This is a genomic window from Spirosoma oryzae (genome assembly GCF_003002825.1).
GTDB lineage: Bacteria > Bacteroidota > Bacteroidia > Cytophagales > Spirosomataceae > Spirosoma > Spirosoma oryzae.
Window position 1 is genome coordinate 157,623 of sequence record NZ_PVTE01000011.1, and the last position, 19,683, is coordinate 177,305.

At 53.4% G+C, this 19,683-nt stretch carries 15 protein-coding genes; 8 read left to right on the plus strand and 7 right to left on the minus strand.

All coding sequences use genetic code 11. The features are described 5' to 3' along the window. Positions 1-28: 28 nt before the first annotated feature. The 7 genes from CLV58_RS14645 to CLV58_RS14675 form a co-directional block, all read right to left on the minus strand. On the minus strand, positions 29-535 hold the full coding sequence (locus tag CLV58_RS14645) for a hypothetical protein (protein WP_106138572.1): 507 nt from the start codon (positions 533-535) through the stop codon (positions 29-31). Between the two features lie 12 nt (positions 536-547). Beyond that, positions 548-3,496 (minus strand): TonB-dependent receptor, encoded by a 2,949-nt coding sequence (locus CLV58_RS14650; RefSeq protein ID WP_106138573.1) that lies wholly within the window; start codon positions 3,494-3,496, stop codon positions 548-550. Positions 3,497-4,028: 532 nt separating this feature from the next. Further along, entirely contained in the window at positions 4,029-5,195 is a 1,167-nt protein-coding gene (gene nagA, locus CLV58_RS14655; protein ID WP_106138574.1) for an N-acetylglucosamine-6-phosphate deacetylase, read from the minus strand. A gap of 31 nt (positions 5,196-5,226) precedes the next feature. Then, positions 5,227-5,511, minus strand: a complete 285-nt coding sequence (locus CLV58_RS14660) for a putative quinol monooxygenase (RefSeq protein WP_106138575.1) — start codon at positions 5,509-5,511, stop codon at positions 5,227-5,229. Positions 5,512-5,606: 95 nt separating this feature from the next. Continuing rightward, positions 5,607-6,353 carry a shikimate dehydrogenase family protein gene (locus CLV58_RS14665; protein WP_106138576.1) on the minus strand — a complete coding sequence of 249 codons (747 nt, stop codon included), beginning with the start codon at positions 6,351-6,353 and terminating at the stop codon, positions 5,607-5,609. Positions 6,354-6,473: 120 nt separating this feature from the next. Next, positions 6,474-7,115 (minus strand): DedA family protein, encoded by a 642-nt coding sequence (locus tag CLV58_RS14670; RefSeq protein WP_106138577.1) that lies wholly within the window; start codon positions 7,113-7,115, stop codon positions 6,474-6,476. A gap of 148 nt (positions 7,116-7,263) precedes the next feature. Continuing rightward, the gene (locus CLV58_RS14675; protein ID WP_106138578.1) at positions 7,264-8,028 is read right to left on the minus strand and encodes a phosphosulfolactate synthase; all 765 of its coding nucleotides are present in this window, start codon (positions 8,026-8,028) and stop codon (positions 7,264-7,266) included. Between the two features lie 130 nt (positions 8,029-8,158). Here CLV58_RS14675 and CLV58_RS14680 point away from each other — a divergent pair, with 130 nt between their 5' ends. The 8 genes from CLV58_RS14680 (at position 8,159) to CLV58_RS14715 (ending at position 19,409) form a co-directional block, all read left to right on the plus strand. Beyond that, complete coding sequence (locus CLV58_RS14680) at positions 8,159-8,608, plus strand: PaaI family thioesterase (protein WP_106138579.1); 450 nt, start codon at positions 8,159-8,161, stop codon at positions 8,606-8,608. A gap of 190 nt (positions 8,609-8,798) precedes the next feature. Continuing rightward, a complete protein-coding gene (gene rplU / locus CLV58_RS14685; protein WP_106138580.1) occupies positions 8,799-9,116 on the plus strand; it encodes a 50S ribosomal protein L21 in 318 nt (105 codons plus the stop codon). Between the two features lie 106 nt (positions 9,117-9,222). Continuing rightward, the gene (rpmA, locus tag CLV58_RS14690) at positions 9,223-9,537 is read left to right on the plus strand and encodes a 50S ribosomal protein L27 (RefSeq protein ID WP_106138581.1); all 315 of its coding nucleotides are present in this window, start codon (positions 9,223-9,225) and stop codon (positions 9,535-9,537) included. A 219-nt stretch (positions 9,538-9,756) separates the two neighbouring features. Continuing rightward, on the plus strand, positions 9,757-10,359 hold the full coding sequence (locus CLV58_RS14695) for a NifU family protein (RefSeq protein ID WP_106138582.1): 603 nt from the start codon (positions 9,757-9,759) through the stop codon (positions 10,357-10,359). 180 nt (positions 10,360-10,539) lie between these two features. After that, complete coding sequence (locus tag CLV58_RS14700) at positions 10,540-11,973, plus strand: DUF5723 family protein (RefSeq protein WP_106138583.1); 1,434 nt, start codon at positions 10,540-10,542, stop codon at positions 11,971-11,973. A gap of 90 nt (positions 11,974-12,063) precedes the next feature. Then, a complete protein-coding gene (gene recG / locus CLV58_RS14705; protein WP_106138584.1) occupies positions 12,064-14,172 on the plus strand; it encodes an ATP-dependent DNA helicase RecG in 2,109 nt (702 codons plus the stop codon). Between the two features lie 272 nt (positions 14,173-14,444). Then, positions 14,445-17,537, plus strand: coding sequence for a SusC/RagA family TonB-linked outer membrane protein (locus CLV58_RS14710; protein WP_106138621.1), 3,093 nt, complete (start codon positions 14,445-14,447; stop codon positions 17,535-17,537). Between the two features lie 15 nt (positions 17,538-17,552). Further along, the gene (locus CLV58_RS14715) at positions 17,553-19,409 is read left to right on the plus strand and encodes a RagB/SusD family nutrient uptake outer membrane protein (RefSeq protein WP_106138585.1); all 1,857 of its coding nucleotides are present in this window, start codon (positions 17,553-17,555) and stop codon (positions 19,407-19,409) included. Positions 19,410-19,683: the final 274 nt, after the last annotated feature.

Consider the following 19,683-nt stretch of genomic DNA (forward strand, 5'->3'; position numbering starts at 1 on the left):
AACCACAAACTATTAAACGACAACCCTGCTATTGCGCCTGTGCGACGGGGGTGGCGTTAACACCAATATTACCGCTGGCAACGACGGCACCGCCGGTCATAATTTGGACGTTGGCGTTATAGGTGCCCAAATTGTCGAAGAAATTGGCGTCGGTGATGGTGTAATACTTATTGGTGGCGAACGCCCCCGTTGTACCACTGACAACATCGAGGGGCTTTAGAGCGGTAGTCGAATTGGCTGTCAGCGCTCCTTGGTAGATCGACGACGTGTACGAAGTGCCACTTGCGGTATTGTACAAACCCATTTGTACCAGTGTTACAGACGAACTGTACTTGTAGAAAACGACCCGACCGTAAACCGTGCTACTGCCGACACCCGTCAGGCTGTACGCTTTGTAAACCGATACCGTTCCGCCACCGGGCGCGGCATTCGACAGTGGTTCGTAGTTGGTTTGTTCGCAGGCGGTTGTCAGGCCGATCAGTATGAACAGGATACCGGCCAACAGGCTAAAAGATAAGTTGATGTATCGTTTCATTGGAGAGATAGCTTAGAAGTTGAATAGCACACGGCCATAGTAGTAAGCACCCGTCGACCCTTGCTGGTAGTTCGAATACAGCGTAAAGCCCCGGTTTTCAGCGCGCAGAATCTGTGGGTATTTATCGAGGATGTTGCTGCCACCGATTGAAAATTTCAGGTTGCGATTCAGGGCATAGCCAAGACTCATGTCCAGAATAGCCTGCGGGGAAAATGTCTGATCGTAGTAATTACCCTGATCGTCGGCGGAAATAGACAGCGCCGTGGTCGAGCCGAAGTAGGAACCGCGCAGCATGGCGTCCCACTTGCCCTGCCGATACATAACCGAGCCAATCAGCTTGGTACGGGGCGTACCGGTTTCAAACTGACCGATCACGTCACGGCTCAGGTATTTGCCGACGATCTCTTCCGCCGTCAGATTCTGAACGTTCAGGTTCAACGTGTTACGGCTCAGGATTGTGTTCTTGCTGAAAATGCCGGCCAGGCTATAGGTCAGACTGCTCTTGCTCGACAGGTTCTGTGTATAGTTGCCAACAATTTCAAGCCCTTCTGACCGGACGTTGGCACCATTGACAAAGAACTGCGCTTCACCACCGCCAATTACTTCGTTGTAGTTGTTGCCGACCTCCGACGCGTTGAAGAAGCTGGTCTGGAAAATCCGGCCGTCCACATCGACGCGGTAGGCATCAACTGTTACTTCAAATCCACGCATCGGCTGGTACGTCAGCCCGAATCCATAGGTGCGCGAATTTTCCTGCTTCAATCCTTTGATGCCCAGTGCCCGGGCTGCCGTACTGTTGGTTGGGTAAGTGGTCACGTCGAGTGGCTGCGGAACCCCATTGGCGTCGGGGACGAAGGCCGTTGTCGTGTGCGTGTAGTTTAGTTCCTGAAGAGAGGGTGCCCGGAATCCCGTTGCGACCGAGCCACGAATGGTCAGGTTGGGCGTAACGTTGTAGCGGGCCGCGATTTTACCAATACTGACCCCGCCGAAGTCGGAGTAGTTTTCCACGCGCAGGGCTGCCGCCAGCAGAAGTTTGCGCGTTACTTCAAGCTCGGTGTCGAGGTAAGCGGCCATCGTTGTGCGGAAGGCGTTGCGCTCGTCTTTCGGCCCGAAACCCGAAAAACACTGACAGTTGGCTGCGAAGTTTTTTACCGTAATCTGCTGCCCGGCGTATACCGACAACGGCTGCCCATTGGCCCCTACGATAGGCTGCGCGCTGTTGTCCTGTAGCGGTTTTCCGTCCGGGCCGATCAGTAAGCCGGCTGAGGTCGCGGTCAGAATACCAGCATCGCCATAAGCGTAGCTTTCTTCCTGCCCGCGTATGATTTTATAGTTTTCGACCCGCATCTCTGCGCCGAACGCTACGTTCAGACCGCTCATCACGTCTTTGAAATAGCGCGAGAAGTCGAGGTTGGTCGAGTTTTGTGTAAACTGGTTGGTGCCGATATTCATGTTGACCGGCGAGTTAGCACCAATCGACGCGTTGAACGTGTTGACCATGCCAATCTGGGAGGTGTTACGACCGAACGTGTTGCTGAAATCGACGCTGAATTCGCCCATCTTGCTCCGAATACCTACCGTGTTCGATATATCGCCGGTATTGGTTGTTAGCTGTGGCCGAAATCCATTCGGATAAAGCAGGTAGTTGAACCGATCTGTCTGGCCCGGCCGCCGGTAGTAGCAGGAGAATCCTTTCAAATACTTGTACGAAATACCACCAAAGCTGTAGAGAGTGGTGTTGGGATTGATTTCGTAACCGGCGTTATAGAACGTACTACCCAGCGTAATCCCCGGCATACCGGCATAGACGGCGAAGTCGGCGGGGGTGTAGTTGCGGGCGCTCAACAAACCATCCTGTGTTTTCAGCGAACTAATCAGGGAACTGTTGCCAGCTGCCTGAGCCGCAATCAGTTCTGGATTGGTGATGATGGGGCGGCCGTATTTGTCGGTGCGGAGGTTATTCAGGTAGGTATTGTCGTATATCTGCCAGTCATTGACGAACGGACGTACTGTGGGGCGACGCTGGGTAATCTGCCCTGTCAGGTTCAGATAGCCTTTGTCGCCAATTTTAAAGCCGTAGTTTGCGTCGAACTGGTAGTTAAAGCCATCCGGCTTACCCGCGCTGGTCAGGTTACCGGCCTGGCCGCCCGAGTTCAGGTAGCCGCCACCCGTCAGGCTACTGGTCAGCTTATTCGTCCCTTTTTTCAGAATGATGTTGATGACCCCAGCCACCGCGTCGGAACCATACTGAGCCGCTGCTCCGTCGCGGAGAATCTCGACCCGGTCAATCGACGCAGCCGGAATGGTCATCATGTCAACAGAGGTTGACGGACTACCCACGGCGGTCGTTGTGATTAATAGCGACGAGGTATGACGTCGTTTTCCGTTTACCAACACGAGCGTCTGGTTGGGAGCCAGGTTTCGTAGTTGAATCGGGTCGACGTGCGAGTCGAGGTCACCGCCCTGATTGCGAACGGCGTTAAAGCTAGGCGCAACGAATGCCAGCATTTGGGCCAGGTCAATCTGGGGGAGGTCGCCCATGATGTCCTTGATCGAAATGACGTCGACCGGTACGGGTGTTTCCAGAATCGTTCGGCCGGTATTACGCGTGCCTGTCACTACCAGTTCGGTAAGCAGGGATGCGTCTTCATCGAGTGTTATCGCAAGGGTAGGGTTTGAGCCGACGCGAACCTCTTTGGTTTTAAAGCCAATGAAGCTGATAACGAGTGTATTGGTAGGGTCGGCCTCTAGTGCGAATACCCCCTGACTGTCTGTGATAGCGCCCTTGTTGGTGCCTTTTACCAACACGTTGACCCCCTGAATGGCTTCCTGGTTAGCCGTGACGATTTTGCCGGTAATTCGTTTGACCTGAGCGAGTACCGTGCCGGGTAGCAATGCGACCAGCATCAGTACGGTCAGCATCAGGCGCAGGTTATGATGGATGGGTAATGGTCTGATCATGGTTACTGTAGGTTCGTTAGAGAGAATGCAGCCTGTTTACGCGCAATTGGTAGAAAAAAGTGAATATGGATGTTTTCTAAAAACTTGAACAATACAAAGCCAGTCAGCCTTTTGTGGGCTGTCAGATAGAAGCGAAAAGCATACTGGACGAACGCAATACGCACGCACTCAGTGAGTGATACGATTGTTTACTATGGCCTGAAGAGATAGCAGCGACGGTCTCATTCTACGCGATTGATGAGCCGTAGGTTTTGTTGTACTTTGCTAAAAGTGCAGTTTATTATTTTGAAATAAAAGTTAAAAGAAAAATATACTATTGAATATTTGGAAAAGTTAAATATAAAATTGTATCGATTATATTTTGCCGTTGTCTCCGCTGAATTGCAGTTGTACAAGCCGGTAAGCAGCAAGCGTCAGTTAGTTTACTGCTTGCCGTTCGACCGGGCGTACTTCTATTGGAAAATAGTATTAAAAAAAGAACAGCTCCCAGATTGAGAGCTGTTTCAAGTGATGTAGTCAGTAGCTACAGCTGTTATTGCCAGACGCCTTGAACGGTCAACGATTTATCCAGCCGAACGAGTCGGGCGGCATGCCCGGGCTGGATGCGTCCGATCTGGTCGCCCAGTCCAGCAACGTCGGCCGGAATGCTGGTTGCCATGCGCAGGGCATCTGTCAGCGGCAGGCCAGCTTTTTCGACGCAGACACGTACACAATCGATCAGCGTCAGTGCCGATCCCGCCAGCTTCCCTTCGTCGTTCATGTATCGACCGGGCCCACTGGGATCAGTGGCGTAATGCACCACAAACTCGCCCAGCGTGAAGGTAGGGCGGGGACCATCCACACCGGGAGGGGCCGCAAACAGCGCGTCGGAGATCAGGAAGAGCCGGTCGCCAAGAATACGGTGGGCAATGCGGATCGTGGCCGGGTCGCAGTGGTACCCGTCGGCTACCAGACTGGTGCATACGGTCGGGTGATCGAAAATAGCGCCGACGACGCCCGGCTCACGGCTTTCAAATCCACGCATGGCGTTGTACAGATGCGTTGCCAGCGGAATCTGCCCCGTGTTGAGCGCATCCGTGGCCTGCTGGTAGGTGGCATTGCTGTGCCCCAGCGACAAGCGCGTATCAGGATGTTTAAGCGCGAACAACTGAGCCAGTCGTTCCGGTGGCATTATCTCCGGGGCCAGGGTCAGAATACGAATGACGTCGGCGTTACGACTGAACAGTGTCGTTAGCTCTGCTTCGTCGGGAACGCGCACAAAGGCAGCACTGTGCGCTCCTCGTTTGACCGGATTGAAATAAGGCCCTTCAACGTGAATACCCGGTACCCCCAGCGGATTCTCCGCCCGCACGACAGCAACGGCGTCGATGGCCTGCTGCATGACATCAAGCGATGTGGAATGAATCGTCGGTAGCAGGGTGGTGGTGCCGTTGCGGTTGTGCGTATCAAAAATGTGCCGGACCGTAGCGGGCGTCGGGATTTCGTTGAGAAACAACTGGGAACCCCCGTACAGTTGCAAATCGACTAGTCCTGGAATCAGATAGTCGTCGGCCAGGTCAATGACCTTTACGCCCGCAGGCGCTACTGGTGACTGATCGGTTATCGTCTGAATGCGCCCATCGGCAACGTGCACGGAAGCACCGGTCAGGAAGCGATCGCCCAGAAAAACGGTCGCGTTCTGGAAAAGAAGTTCGTTCATGGCTGGGTAAGTCGCGCGGGGCCTGTCCCTACTATACTTCGGTCGTCGTTAGTTCGACGGGGGCGGCCAGCCAGTCTTTAGCCAGTGCGCCAAATTCACGCATATGTGGCATCTGATTGTGGGCAGCCAGACCTGCGGCATCAGTCCAGCGTTCGTGCATGATAAAATGCTCGGGATGCTCTTCGCTGGTGTACAGTTCATAGAGCAGACAGGCGTCTTCCTCGCGCACTTTGGCGACCAGGTTGAACAGGCCATTGCGCAACTCGGCTTCCGCGCCGGGCTTCGCCTGAATGACAGCAAAAACGGATAGGGGCATAATTTCGGTATGAGGTTTATGGTTTATAGTGGTTGCCGTCAGCAGGTTTGCTCGTTAGCCACCGTAAACCATAAACCGTATACTATAAACTGTGTTTATCCCTGCCAGATCGCCCAGGCTTTCTCGGCTTGCAGTACCAGCATTTGGTAGCCGTTCATGGTTGCTGCACCGCGTTCCTGACCGAGTTGCATGAAACGCGTTTCGGCGGGATTATAAACCAGATCGTAAAGTAGATGCCGATCGGTTAGTTGATCGTAGGGAAGGGCAGGGGCTTCATCAACCTTCGGGTACGTTCCAACGGGTGAACAGTTAATCAGTAGCGTGTACTGATCGATCACAGCGGGTAGCTCGTCGTAGGACAGGTTGTCGGGCGTTTTGGTGCGCGATACCGCTTTGTAGAGAATACTCAGATCGGAGAGAGCCGCGACGACTGCTTTCGAAGCACCACCTGTGCCCAGTACCAACGCCTGCAAATTGGCGGTGGTGCGGCTCAGCGCTGCCAGCCACGCTTCCAGCGACTGTCGGAACCCGTAATAATCGGAGTTGTAGCCCGTACGGGTACCGTCGGCTTCGACCTTGATCACATTGACAGCACCGACTTTTTCGGCCGATGCATCGAGTCGATCGAGGTAAGGCAATACCGCCTGTTTGTGGGGGATGGTTACATTCAGGCCGTGCAGATCCGGGCGTTGCAACAGATCGGGTAGCGCCGTCGCCACGTCAGGCATGTCGAACAGCTCATAGCGACTGTCGACGATGCCTTCACGGTCAAATTTATCGGTGAAGTACCGCTGCGAGAATGAATGCGTCAACGGATGACCAATCAGGCCGTAGGTAATCATGGATTAAGGTTTTCTGTGTACGGTATACAGTTTACAGTGGGCACCGTAGCGCGGTGGCTGACGCTATTGGGCTTTCGCGGCAGCTACCGTAAACTATAAACCGTATACCGTAAACTTCCGTTAAGCAAACCGTTTTTTAACGACTTCGAACAGGATTGGCAGTAGCGAGATACCAACGATACCGAACACGACGAACTCGAAATTCTTCTGAACAACTTCAAGATTGCCCAGGAAATAACCGACCAGAGTAATGCTCGTTACCCACAGGATAGCCCCCAGGATACAGTTGCGGATAAACGTGCTGTAAATCATGCTACCGGCACCCGCTACGAAAGGCGCAATCGTGCGGACGATTGGGATGAAGCGGGCCATAATGACCGTCCGACCGCCGTATTTGGCGTAGAATTTCTCAGTTTCTAAGATGTACTCGCGCTTGAAGAACAGAATTCGTTCGCGCATCTTGATCTGATTGCCCAGCGTTCGGCCGACAAAGTAGTTGACGTTATCACCGAGCAATGCGGCTACGATCAGCAACGGGATAATGACGCCCACGCTCAGTTCGTTGGTGTCGCGGGCGGCCAGTGCACCAGCGGCAAACAGCAGCGAATCGCCCGGCAGCAGCGGCATGACGATCAGGCCCGTTTCGGTGAACACAATCAGAAACAGGATCGCGTAGAGCAACACACCGTATTCATTGGCCCACAGGTCGAGGTACCGATCCAGGTGCAGCAAAAAATCAAGCAGCGATTTAATAAGGTCCATCGATAAATTGGTTTACGGTTTTCTGTTCACGGTTTATGGCGGCCACGCGGTGGTCGCCACCGTGGCGCGGTCCGTCGCACGGTTTCAGCAGCTAATTAACGCCGGATAACGGCCGCCGTAAACTGACTACCGAAAATCGTAAACCGATTTAGAGTTTATCCAGAAAATGGGTGAAGGTGTCGCCACGAAGGCCCAGCCGGATGGTTTCGAGCGGAATAACTTCGTGCGGAGCGATGTTGCCGACGTTGACATTGGCACCTAGCAGTTTGACAAACCACACCTGCTGCTCTTTCTGCGGGGCTTCCCACAGGACGCTTTCAGACGGTACCTGCGTCAGAATCTCTTCGACCAGTCCCTGACGTACTTCACCGCTCGACCGGAACAAACCGACCGTACCGCCCTCGCGGGCTTCGCCGATTACTTTCCAGGCACCGGCCTGCAACTCGGATTTCATCAGCTGAATCCACTTGTAGGGCGGAATAATCTTGGCTTCGTCTTTCGAGCCTACTTCCGACAGGACTGTCACCTGCGTGGCTAACTGACGAATGTAGTCGCATTTGTCGTCCTGTGCCATATCGATCGACCCATCCGATACTTCGGCGTATTCCATGCCGTAGCGGTCGAGCAGTTTGCGGTACTCGTCGAACTGCTTGCGAACGACAAACGCTTCGAAAAGCGTCCCGCCGAAGTAAACAGGGATGTTGGCCGAGCGGTAGATGGCGAGTTTTTCGGTCAGCTTGGGCGTAACGAAGGAGGTTGCCCAGCCTAATTTAACGATGTCTGTATAGTGGGCGGATGTCGACAGAAAGTCCTCCACCTCGCGCAGGCTGAGCCCCTTGTCCATCACCATCGTCAGGCCACTCTGCCGGGGTTTGACGGTGCGGTCGGGTATCTGCGTAAGCGTATAGTTCATTCAGTTAGCTTGAATAGGGGATTCCAAAATCGCCCAAAAGTAGCATAACTCTCGATAACCCCCCAAGAAAGTACACCAATTATCGCTTATTCGGGCCATTTTACTTGGTTTAGTGCTATTTTTGCCTGCTATGGACAAGTCTACAAACCCCCGGCTCGACTATTTTCGGGCTATGATCGGTCGTGACATGCGTGATAGTATTTCACCGCTGGGCCGCTGGCTGAATGTTACGCTACAACAGGTTGACGAGGGGCGGCTGGTGGCTAGTCTCGTGGTACGCGAGGAGTTGACTAATCCGGCCGGGGTGTTGCATGGTGGGGCTACCTGCGCCCTGCTCGATGATCTGATCGGGGCAATGGTCTTCACCCTGAACCGGGAGCACCTATACGTTTCCGTCAACATGAACGTCGATTTTCTGCACGCGGCTCGCTTGGGTGATCAGCTGACGATTACCGCAGAAGCCGTTCGGACGGGACGGAACATCGTGCACTGCGACGGTCAAATCAGGGCCGTCGATGGTAAACTCATCGCAAAGTGTTCCACCAACCTGATCCAAACCAATACGAAGCTACCGTTATAGCTGTGTAGAGACCGCACCGGCGGACCGGCGACCCCTCGCGTCTCACCGCCGGATGGCTCCCGCCGGCAGGTGTTGCTGACGCGTGCTGAGACGCAACGGATTGCGTCTCTACAAAAAACTGATCAACAACTTGCGCTTTTTTTGCGAAAACACTACTTTTGCCCCTCATTTCCAATTTTATACAACAATCATGTACGCAATCGTAGAGATCGCAGGACAGCAATTCAAGATCCAGAAGGATCGCTTCATCTACACCCACCGGTTAGAGGGCGACGTGGACGCTGCACTTGCGGCCGACAAGGTGAAAGTTCTCCTTGTTGATAACGAAGGTAGCATCTCGATCGGTGCACCAACCGTTGCCGGTGCCACTGTATCGGCGAAGATCGTCGAACACCTGAAAGGCGAGAAAGTTATCGTCTTCAAGAAGAAGCGCCGGAAGGGGTATAAAAAGAAAAACGGACACCGTCAGTACCTGACTAAAGTCCTGATCGAAAACATCACTCTGTAAAAACAGGAGTTATAAAGTTGCAAAGTTTTACAGTTGTAACGTTCCATTCGTCTACGAATCAACTCTACAACTTGCCAACTGTACAACTCTAAAACTAATTTAAGAAATGGCACACAAGAAAGGTGTAGGTAGTTCCAAAAACGGCCGCGATTCACACAGCAAACGGCTGGGCGTGAAGCTATTCGGTGGCCAGTCGGCTATTGCCGGCAACATTATCGTTCGTCAGCGGGGTACCAAACACCACCCCGGCAAGAACGTAGGTCTTGGTAAAGATTATACGCTGTTCGCTCTGGTTGATGGTGTGGTTAAATTCCGCCCCGGCCGCGACAGCCGTTCGTACGTAGATATCGTTCCGGCTGGTCCGTCAGCAGTAGCCGCTCCGGCTGTTCCCGCTACGGCAGTAGCCGCTCCGATTGAGTAATCAACGGTGCAAGCCTGTGATAGAAAGCCCGCCTGATTTGAGTCAGGCGGGCTTTTCCCGTTTTGCGCCAAACTAAATAAGAAACCCGGCTGTTGGAAAAAGAGTCGCAAAGTTATGAAGCTGAATAGCGGCAGAATTACTACCGCCGGTATCAAACGCGCCAGATACTTCATAACCCTATAACTAGCCAGCTTCACAAGCCTAAAATTTCAAAAAGATATGAATCCTGCATTAAGCCGCCCCGTTTCGGTCTTCACCGAAGGTAGCCCAAATCCGAATTCGATGAAGTTCGTACTCAGCGTCGAACTGGTGCCGAGCGGCCTTTCCTTTGACTATGCTACCCCCGCCGACGCGCTTGTCGATGGTAAAGCATCGCCGTTGGCGGTAGGGCTGTTTGGGTTCGAATTCGTGCGCCGGGTGTTTATTGCCAACAATTTCGTGACTGTCACCAAAGATGAACAGACCGACTGGGACGAGGTCATGTTCGAAGTGAAACTGTTTCTGAAAGAGTATCTGGGCGAACAGAAACCCGTCTTTGCGCAGCGTACGATGGACGCAAACACCACGAAGCTGGATATGGATTCGGAGACGGTGCAAAAGATAAAGGCTGTACTCGATCAGTACATTCGTCCGGCTGTTGAAACGGATGGCGGTGCGATCAATTTTCACTCGTTTGATGAACCCAGTGGTGTCGTGAAAGTGCAGTTGCAGGGCTCATGTAGTGGTTGCCCATCCTCGACACTGACCCTGAAAGCGGGTATCGAGAATCTGCTGACCCGCCTTGTTCCCGAAGTAAAAACCGTCGAAGCGGAAGGGGTCTGACGAGTTTTCGGTTTTCGGTAGGCTGGCGCGACTACTGCTGATTGCGTCAAATCACCGAAAACCGAGAACCATATACCGAAAACTGAAATTGGCCAATCGCTCAGAAAGAACCGTCTCTGGTGACCCCGGGGGCGGTTTTAGCGTTTAATGAACGAATACTCCTATCGATTAAAACACTACATGAAGAATTTATTGGTACTAGGAGCCATCGGATTGGGCCTGTCGTCGGCGTCGGGGCAGAATATGCTCGGCATCTCGACCAGCCGCTACGGTGGTACGAATCGGTTATACATTAACCCGGCACTGGCGGCCGATTCGCCGTCGCGCGTGTTCCTCAACGGGGCAACGGGTAACATTCACCTCAACAACAACTACGTTCGTTACCAGGCTCCGTTCTCACTGCTACGACTCGTTACCAGCAAGGTACCTGCCCAATACCGAAACGCGGATGGGTCGGTACGTTTTCAGGAGTCGTACACGCAGGAAATCAATGACGGTCGACCCAAAAACGGAACGTTGGCGGGCGAAGTACGGGGACCGGCCATTCTGGTGAAAACCAGCGACTACAGTGCGTTTGCCGTGACAACCCGATTTCGGGGAATCGTGCAGGTGATGGGTGCGTCCGAGGCTCTACTGTCTTCCCTGCGCGCCAGCCTGAGTGATGGGGCGCTGTACGGCATTCCCAGCCGGAACAACCAACTGAGCGTTAACACAAACACCTACGCTGAACTCGCTTTCACCTATGCGTCGACCCTGATTGACGGTGACGGGCAGAAACTGCTGGCGGGTGCAACCGTGAAAGGGCTGCTAGGCTATAATGCACAGCACTTCATCAACAACGGACTAACCTATCGGGTGACGGCTGATGCCGCAACGCCCAATATGCCTTATCTGGAAGTCACTCAGCTGGATGCTACGCTGGGTTACACAACGTATTTGCAAAACCGGGGTATCAGCCCCCGTACACTCATCAGCAGCGACATTCCGGGCATTGGTGTAGGGGCCGACATTGGTCTGACCTACATCAGTCAATACGATCGTGATAGCCCGTCGTTCCGTCTTGGAGCGGCTATTACCGACATTGGTGGCATCAGCTACAAGGGGCAGGACTACGTGTACACGTCGGCGCAACTGGAGCGTAATCCGATACGATTTCAGGGAAGTGATTTCAACAACATCGGTGGGACGCTGGATCTGGCACAGACCGTACAGGAAAAACTCAGCGCCGGGCGTACCGCCGATCGTACCCGTTTCAGCGCCGGATTACCAACATCGCTCAACCTGACAGCTGACTATACCGATGCAACCGGGACCGGTATCAGTCTGACGTATTTACAGGACCTACGGTCGATACAGGCGCAGGCTGTTCATCAGCCTACGCTGGTTGCTGTAACCCCTCACTTCGACAAGCGATGGCTCAGCCTGTCGTTGCCGGTCGTGTACCTCAATCGGGGGGTTAGCGTTGGTGCTTCGGTGCGGGTTGGGCCAGCCTGGCTGGGTACTGATAACTTTCTGGGTCTCTTCGGTAACTCGGCCAATGGCATTCGTCCGCGTGGACTGGACGTGTACGGCGGGCTCGCATTTGGTATCGGCCGCGCTGATAACGACGAGTAGGCGTGTCCCGGCAAGGACTGGCCTGGTTCGCGAAAAATGCGTAAATTTGGGGTAGTCCCATCGGAAAAAACCGGGGTGTATGGGCCTGTTATGACCGAGCGAACTACCTTTTTCGACACACCACTTACGCAGCTGCGGAGTTTAGGACCGCAACGTACCGAACTACTCAACAAGGAACTGAACCTGTTTACGTTTGGCGATCTGATTCAGTATTATCCGTTTCGGTACGACGACCGGTCGCGCTATTATACGATCAGCGAACTGATGGACAGTATGTCGTCGGCGCAGGTACGTGGGCGACTGCGGGAGTGGTTCGTAGAGGGGGAGGGGCCTAAAAAGCGGCTGGTCGGCACCTTCACCGACGGGACCGGAACGATGAGTCTGGTCTGGTTCCAGGGCATCACTTATATCGAAAAAACGCTCCGACGCGATGGCGAGTACATCGCTTACGGAAAGCCGCAGTCATTCAACGGGCAGTTCAGTATTATCCACCCGGAACTGGAAAACACGGCCACTGGTCCTGCCCATGAGCCGGGGTTTTATCCGGTGTATAACCTGACCGAGAAACTGCGCCGACGTCATCTCGACAGTAAGGCAATCGCCAAAGCAATGCGTCAGTTGCTCGAACAGGCGTGGCCCCACATCCACGAAACGCTGCCTGCTGAACTGATCGAGAAATACCGGCTTATCAGCAAGCGTGATGCGATCTGGAATATTCACCTGCCACAGCACCAGGGCTGGCTTAAACAGGCGCAGCGTCGGCTGAAATTTGAAGAGCTGTTCTACAACCAGCTGCGGCTGATCAAGAACAAGCTGATGCAGAAGGAGGAGTTCCCCGGCCAGATTTTCCGGGACACGACGCTGATGAAGCATTTCTACAACGAACTGCTGCCCTTCGAGCTGACGGGCGCGCAGCAGCGTGTGATTCGTGAACTATACGCGGATTTTCTGACCGGTAAGCAGATGAACCGGCTGTTGCAGGGCGATGTGGGTAGTGGCAAAACCATCGTGGCGTTCATCGCCTGTCTGATGGCGATCGGCAACGGCGCACAGGCCTGCCTGATGGCCCCGACCGAAATTCTGGCCGATCAGCATTATAACGGACTCAAGCCCTTCGCCGATGCCATGGGGTTGACCATCGGTATCCTGACCGGCTCGACAAACAAGAAGCGCCGGGTGGTACTGCACGAGGAATTGCAGTCGGGGAAAATGCATGTGCTGGTCGGCACGCACGCGCTGCTGGAAGACGCCGTACAATATAAAAACCTCGGCCTGTGCATCATTGACGAGCAACACCGGTTTGGGGTAGCGCAACGAGCCAAGTTATGGGGAAAGAACGAGACCGTGCCCCCGCATATTCTGGTCATGACCGCAACGCCTATTCCGCGCACGCTGGCCATGACCCTCTACGGCAATCTCGACGTATCGACCATCGACGAACTACCTAAAGGACGGAAGCCGATCAAGACCGTTCACAAGTTTGACAAGCACCGCTCCGAAGTATTTGGCTTTATGCGGCAGCAACTCGAACTGGGACGACAGGTGTATGTGGTATATCCGTTGATCGAAGAGTCGGAAAAGCTGGACTACAAGGACCTGATGGACGGTTACGAGAGTATGCAGCGGGCATTCCCCCGGCCCCAGTACGAGATCGGTATCCTGCACGGGAAGATGCTGCCCTACGAAAAAGACGATGAGATGAAGCGGTTTCTGAAACGGGAAACGCAGATTCTGGTGGCGACGACGGTAATCGAAGTAGGGGTGAACGTCCCCAACGCCAGCGTTATGGTGATTGAAAGCGCCGAGCGGTTTGGGCTGTCGCAACTCCATCAGTTGCGCGGGCGCGTAGGGCGGGGGGCCGAACAGTCGTATTGTATCATGATGACCGGCTATAAGCTCAGCAGTGATACGCGTACCCGGCTCGAAACGATGGTTCGTACCAACAACGGATTCGAGATCGCCGATGTCGACCTGCAACTACGAGGCCCCGGCGACCTGACCGGTACGCAACAGAGTGGCGTGATGGATCTGATGATTGCGGACCTTGCAAAAGACGGTCCTATCCTGACAGCCGCCCGCGAATCAGCGCAGGCTATCTTACAGGAAGATCCCGAGCTAATTTTACCCCAGCATGCGCCGGTGCGTAATCAGGTCGATAACGTCCGTAAGCACGGCAACAACTGGGGAAGAATCAGTTGATTTATACTCCGTTGAGCCTACATTCTTTATTAACAGGCGTTAGAAATATACTTTTAGGTGAAAAAAATATCACTCAATGCTAAGATAGCATAAGTAAACGGCGATTAAAAGGAGCTTTAGATTCTGTTAAAAAACAGTTAACTGGAACTCTATCGCTTATGCAAAAGAACTCTACTCGTCCGAGATACGCGGATCGGCCGGAGGAACGAAACCGCTGGTTATTGAGCGGATTCGCCGTAATTGTACTACTAATGCTGTGCTCGTTTGGCGCAATGGCACAAACCAAAGTGTCGGGACGGGTAATCGATGCACAGCAGCAGGGCCTGCCCGGCGTTAGCGTTGTTGTAAAAGGAACAACGACCGGGGCTGTAACTGATGCCGATGGTCGGTATTCGCTGAACGTTCCCCGCGACGGTATCGCACTGGTCTTCTCGTACATCGGGTATGTATCGCAGGAAGTGCCCATCGATGGTAAGTCAACCATCAACGTGAACATGGCCGACGATACCAAATCCCTGAACGAAGTTATCGTCGTTGGGTATGGTACGCAGCGGAAAGAAACGATCACCGGTTCGGTTGTCGCCGTTAAAGGAACGGATCTGGTGAAGTCGCCGACGACCAACCTGTCGAACTCGCTGGCCGGTCGTCTGCCGGGCGTAACGGCGGTTAACCGCAGTGGTGAGCCGGGTTACGATGGCTCGACCATCCGGATTCGTGGTACAAACACGCTGGGTAACAACAGCGCGCTGGTCGTTGTCGATGGTATTCCTGACCGGGCGGGTGGTCTGGACCGGATCAACCCCGCCGATATCGAAACGATTTCGGTACTGAAAGATGCGTCGGCAGCTATCTACGGATCGCGGGCGGCTAACGGCGTTATTCTGATCACCACCAAGCGTGGTAAGAGTGGTAAGCCCCAACTGTCGTACTCCTTCAACCAGGGTTTTGCACAGCCAACTGTTGTGCCTAAACTGGCGAATGCGGGTCAGTATGCTGAAATGCTGAACGATCTGAACGTATACGAGCTACCCGTATCGGAATGGGCTGCTGCAACGCAAGGCTTCAAAGCAAACGGGACATACACACGGCCAAACGGAACTGTTCGGACGGCTCCTTACTCGCCAACGGACATTCAGAAATATAACGACGGTTCAGATCCTTGGGGACACCCCAATACGGACTGGTATAAGTCGACACTGAAAACGTGGTCGCCCCAATCACGGCATAACCTGCAATTGACCGGTGGTACTGAAGATTTCAAGTACCTCGCTTCGCTGGGTTACCAGAATCAGGATGCGTTCTACAAAAACTCGGCGACGGGCTACAAGCAGTACGACATCCGGCTGAACATCGACGCCAATATAAACAAGTACCTGCACTTGTCAATGGGTATTCTGGGTCGGCAGGAATACCGGTATTACCCAACGCGGGGTGCCGGTGCTATCTTCCGGATGCAGATGCGGGGTAAACCCAACCAGCCTGCTTTCTGGCCCGACGGTCGTCCCGGCCCGGACATTGAGAATGGGGAAAACCCGGTTGTTATCACCACGAACGCTACGGGCTACGATCGTGACAAGCGCGATTACATTCAGACCAATGGTCAACTGGATTTCAAAGTTCCAGGTGTCGATGGGCTGAAAATACAGGCAACGGCTGCCATCGATAAACTGAATCAGAACAATAAGCGCTGGGAAACACCCTGGACGCTGTATGAGCGTGGATCAGGCGTCGATGCGAATGGCGTGCCTAACCTGGTTGCCAGCGTACGCGGACCAGCTGAACCACGTCTGACGTTGGGAAATAACACACAGCTGAACATATTGCTGGGTTTAATTGGAACCTACGAGCGTAAGTTTGGCGATCATGGCCTGACGGTATTGGCAGGGGTGAACCGGGAGACAATTCAGGGGGATAACTTCGGTGCTTACCGACGGTACTTTATTTCGCCAGCAATCGACCAGCTCTTCGCGGGTGGTACGGCAGAACTGACTAATGGTGGTAGCGCGTTTGAACGAGCTCGCTTGAACTACTTCAGCCGGGTCGCCTACAATTACAAGGAGAAATACCTGTTTGAATTCCTGAGTCGCTACGACGGGTCGGATATTTTTCCTGCTGCAACGCGTTATGGTTTCTTCCCTGGTGTTATGGCGGGCTGGGTCGTATCTGAAGAAGGATTCTGGAAGCGTAATGTGCCCATCATGAATTACTTCAAGGTGCGGGCATCGTATGGTCAGCTGGGTAATGACCAGATCTACTTCCCGGGTACCACTACGTTGGCTACCTATCAGTATCTGGCTACGTACGGCTTCAATACGTATATTATCAACAATGCGCAGCAGCAAACGCTGTCAGAAGCCCGGATTCCGAACCCAACGATTACGTGGGAGGTGGCCAACAACGCAGACATTGGTATCGAAGGTCAACTGTTCAATGGTAAGATTGCTTTTGAATTCGATTACTTCAACAACCTGCGCACGTCAATTCTATACCCGCGTAACGCGTCTGTACCCCGTACGACAGGTCTGATTCTGCCACCTGAAAACATCGGTAAAGTACGGAACAGCGGCTTCGACGGACAGATCAGCTACAATGGTCAGGCGGGTGCGCTGCGCTATAGTGTTGGTGTCAACGGTGGCTACGCGCAGAACAAGATTATCTTCTGGGACGAAGCACCGGGTGCTCCTGATTGGCAGCGGACAACCGGTAAGCCGATCGGTGCCTATATGGCCTACCAGTATGACGGCGTGTTTGCCTCGCAGGCTGATATCGACGCGAACAAGCTCGACTATTCGGCTATCGTAAAAACGCTACGTCCCGGTGATATGAAGTACAAGGATTTCGATGGTGACGGCAAAATTACGCCGAACGATCAGGTGCGGAACAATCGGACCAACCTGCCGCTCTTCCAGGGGGGTATGAACATCTCAGCCTCGTACAAAAACTTCGACCTGACCGTCCTGTTTCAGGGATCGGCCGGTGCGCAGCAATACATCAGTCTGAACGAGTCGGGTAACATCGGTAACTACCTGCAGGAAATTTATACTGACCGCTGGACCGTCGACAACCCGAGCAGCGTACACCCCCGCATCGCCAACCGTAGCGATCAGTACTACTCGGGGGGCAACACGTACTGGTTGCGTTCGGCCGATTACATCCGGTTGAAAAACTTCGAACTGGGTTATACCATCCCGGAAACGTTTGGCAAAAAGATCGGTGTGGGTAGTCTGCGCGTATACGTCAACGCCCTCAACGCGCTTACACTGGTGAATAAACTGGGTTCATTCGACCCGGAAACCAATGCTGCAAACGGACAATATTACCCACAGTCTCGGATTATCAACGGTGGTCTGACGCTCCGTTTCTAAACGTACTTATTAAACATGATACGACCATTTAAAACTATAAGCCTAGCACTGCTCGTCGCATCGATCAGCATTACGGGCTGTAATGACAACTTCGTCAATACCCAGCCGCTGGATCAGGTAGCCGGCGACGCCGTCTGGAACGATGCATCGCTGACCGAAGCCTTTGTAACGGGTATCTATGCCGGACTAGGGAACGGCGGTTTTGATGAACAGCAACTCGCATCGCTGACCGATGAAACCATCTTTACGCACCCCGGCCGCGGTATTACCACAATCACCGAAGCCCGTTCAAACCCGGCTGATCCAGGTTGGGTTAATGGAACGATCGACTGGAATAACATGTACCTGCGTATCCGGGCGGCAAACCTGGCGATTCAGAATTTGACTACGCCAAAGTTCGCCAACACGAATGGTATTGCTGACCGGCTGATGGGTGAAGCGAAGTTTATGCGCGCTTACTATTACCATCAACTGGTGCGGTATTATGGTGGTGTACCCATCATCGACAAAGTATATGGACTGGGCGAAGCCGATTATGGCGTTACCCGGAACACGATGGAAGAGTGTATCAACTTCATCACGAAGGATTGTGATGAGGCTGCTGCCCTGCTGAAGGGGAAATCAACGGCGAAAGGCCGGGCCAACATGTTGGCTGCGCTGGCACTGAAAGCTCGTATGCTGACCTACGCTGCCAGCGACCTGTATGATGCAGCAACGGCCAAGTCGAAATCGTCGGCACACGCTGCCTTTGCACAACCTGCTATCCTCGGTTATGTAAGTGGTAGCCGGACGGAGCGTTGGCAAAAGGCGAAAGCTGCTGCTAAAGCCGTACTCGATGCAACCAGCGGTTACCAGCTCAATCTGTCGGCTCCAGCGAGCAAAGACGATGGTACGACGAACTACATGAACATCGCCCTGTCGCGCAATGGTGGCGATCAGGATGTGCTGTTCTCCCGATCGTTTATCAATCAGAAGCCAGAAGGTGGTGGGCAGCAGGGTCTTTATAACGGACCCAATGGTTATCACAACTGGGCGGGTAACACGCCGGTATCGCTGCTGGTCGACGATTATGAAATGATCGATGGTTCGCAGTTTAGCTGGTCAGATCCCAGCAAGGCAACGACGCCCTATGCCAATCGCGACCCCCGTTTCTATGCATCGATTCTCTACGACGGTGCTTCCTGGAAGCCCCGGACGGCCGACGTGGCTGCTAAAGACCCCGCTAACCAGATTCAGACCGGACAGTATGAAATAACGAGCGGTAGTGGCAAAGTATCGGTTGCCGGTCTGGATACGCGGAAGAGTACAGTTGAAGACTGGAATGGTAGCTACACCGGCTACTATATGCGTAAATTCATCGATCCAAACCCGGCTATCGTCGACCAGAATACGTACCAGCAAATCCCCTGGCCGTTCTTCCGCTACACCGAAGCTGTGTTCAACTATGCGGAAGCCTGTATCGAACTGGGTGAAGACGCCGAAGCGAAGACCTGGCTGAACAAAATTCGGTTCCGCTCGGGGATGCCTGCGCTGACGGAAACGGGCGATGCCCTGCGTCAGCGGTACCGCAACGAACGTCGGATCGAGATGGTGTTCGAAGAGCAGCGCTACCACGATGCGCGTCGCTGGATGATTGCGCCATCGACGCTGGGTCGGAAAGCAAACACGATCAGCATCACGGGTACGCTGAAAGCCGGCAAGTCGGTGTCGCTGTACCGCTACGATCCAACCAGCTACGACTACACGTACCGGGTGGTAGAGATCGACCCGGGTAAGGAAAACCGGGCGTGGCTGGATAAGATGTACTACCTGCCGATCTACCGCGATGAGATGAACCGGAACAGCAAGCTGGTTCAGAATCCTGGCTACTAATACTGACAGCCTTTCATAAAAATGGCGGCCGTGTTCTAAACACGGCCGCCATTTTTATGAAAGGCTGTTTAGGTTTGAATCGTCCGTTAGTTAGTGTACGGCCACATAATCGATTAGCGAATGCGGTTTTGATAGGGGCCTGATGGATACAAGCAGGAGAATACAGTAAGAAAATATACTTAATTGTTATAATTACATACAGTGCTAGAAAAGTATAATTTTCATCGCTTTTTAATGAGAAAAATACTATAATATGTTAGAAAAGAACACATAG

What these genes read in the sequence shown, in the direction of transcription:
- CLV58_RS14645 (WP_106138572.1), bottom strand. Translation starts at nt 535, where the DNA reads ATGAAACGATACATCAACTTATCTTTTAGCCTGTTGGCCGGTATCCTG.
- CLV58_RS14650 (WP_106138573.1), bottom strand. Translation starts at nt 3,496, where the DNA reads ATGATCAGACCATTACCCATCCATCATAACCTGCGCCTGATGCTGACC.
- nagA (WP_106138574.1), bottom strand. Translation starts at nt 5,195, where the DNA reads ATGAACGAACTTCTTTTCCAGAACGCGACCGTTTTTCTGGGCGATCGC.
- CLV58_RS14660 (WP_106138575.1), bottom strand. Translation starts at nt 5,511, where the DNA reads ATGCCCCTATCCGTTTTTGCTGTCATTCAGGCGAAGCCCGGCGCGGAA.
- CLV58_RS14665 (WP_106138576.1), bottom strand. Translation starts at nt 6,353, where the DNA reads ATGATTACCTACGGCCTGATTGGTCATCCGTTGACGCATTCATTCTCG.
- CLV58_RS14670 (WP_106138577.1), bottom strand. Translation starts at nt 7,115, where the DNA reads ATGGACCTTATTAAATCGCTGCTTGATTTTTTGCTGCACCTGGATCGG.
- CLV58_RS14675 (WP_106138578.1), bottom strand. Translation starts at nt 8,028, where the DNA reads ATGAACTATACGCTTACGCAGATACCCGACCGCACCGTCAAACCCCGG.
- CLV58_RS14680 (WP_106138579.1), top strand. Translation starts at nt 8,159, where the DNA reads ATGGACAAGTCTACAAACCCCCGGCTCGACTATTTTCGGGCTATGATC.
- rplU (WP_106138580.1), top strand. Translation starts at nt 8,799, where the DNA reads ATGTACGCAATCGTAGAGATCGCAGGACAGCAATTCAAGATCCAGAAG.
- rpmA (WP_106138581.1), top strand. Translation starts at nt 9,223, where the DNA reads ATGGCACACAAGAAAGGTGTAGGTAGTTCCAAAAACGGCCGCGATTCA.
- CLV58_RS14695 (WP_106138582.1), top strand. Translation starts at nt 9,757, where the DNA reads ATGAATCCTGCATTAAGCCGCCCCGTTTCGGTCTTCACCGAAGGTAGC.
- CLV58_RS14700 (WP_106138583.1), top strand. Translation starts at nt 10,540, where the DNA reads ATGAAGAATTTATTGGTACTAGGAGCCATCGGATTGGGCCTGTCGTCG.
- recG (WP_106138584.1), top strand. Translation starts at nt 12,064, where the DNA reads ATGACCGAGCGAACTACCTTTTTCGACACACCACTTACGCAGCTGCGG.
- CLV58_RS14710 (WP_106138621.1), top strand. Translation starts at nt 14,445, where the DNA reads ATGGCACAAACCAAAGTGTCGGGACGGGTAATCGATGCACAGCAGCAG.
- CLV58_RS14715 (WP_106138585.1), top strand. Translation starts at nt 17,553, where the DNA reads ATGATACGACCATTTAAAACTATAAGCCTAGCACTGCTCGTCGCATCG.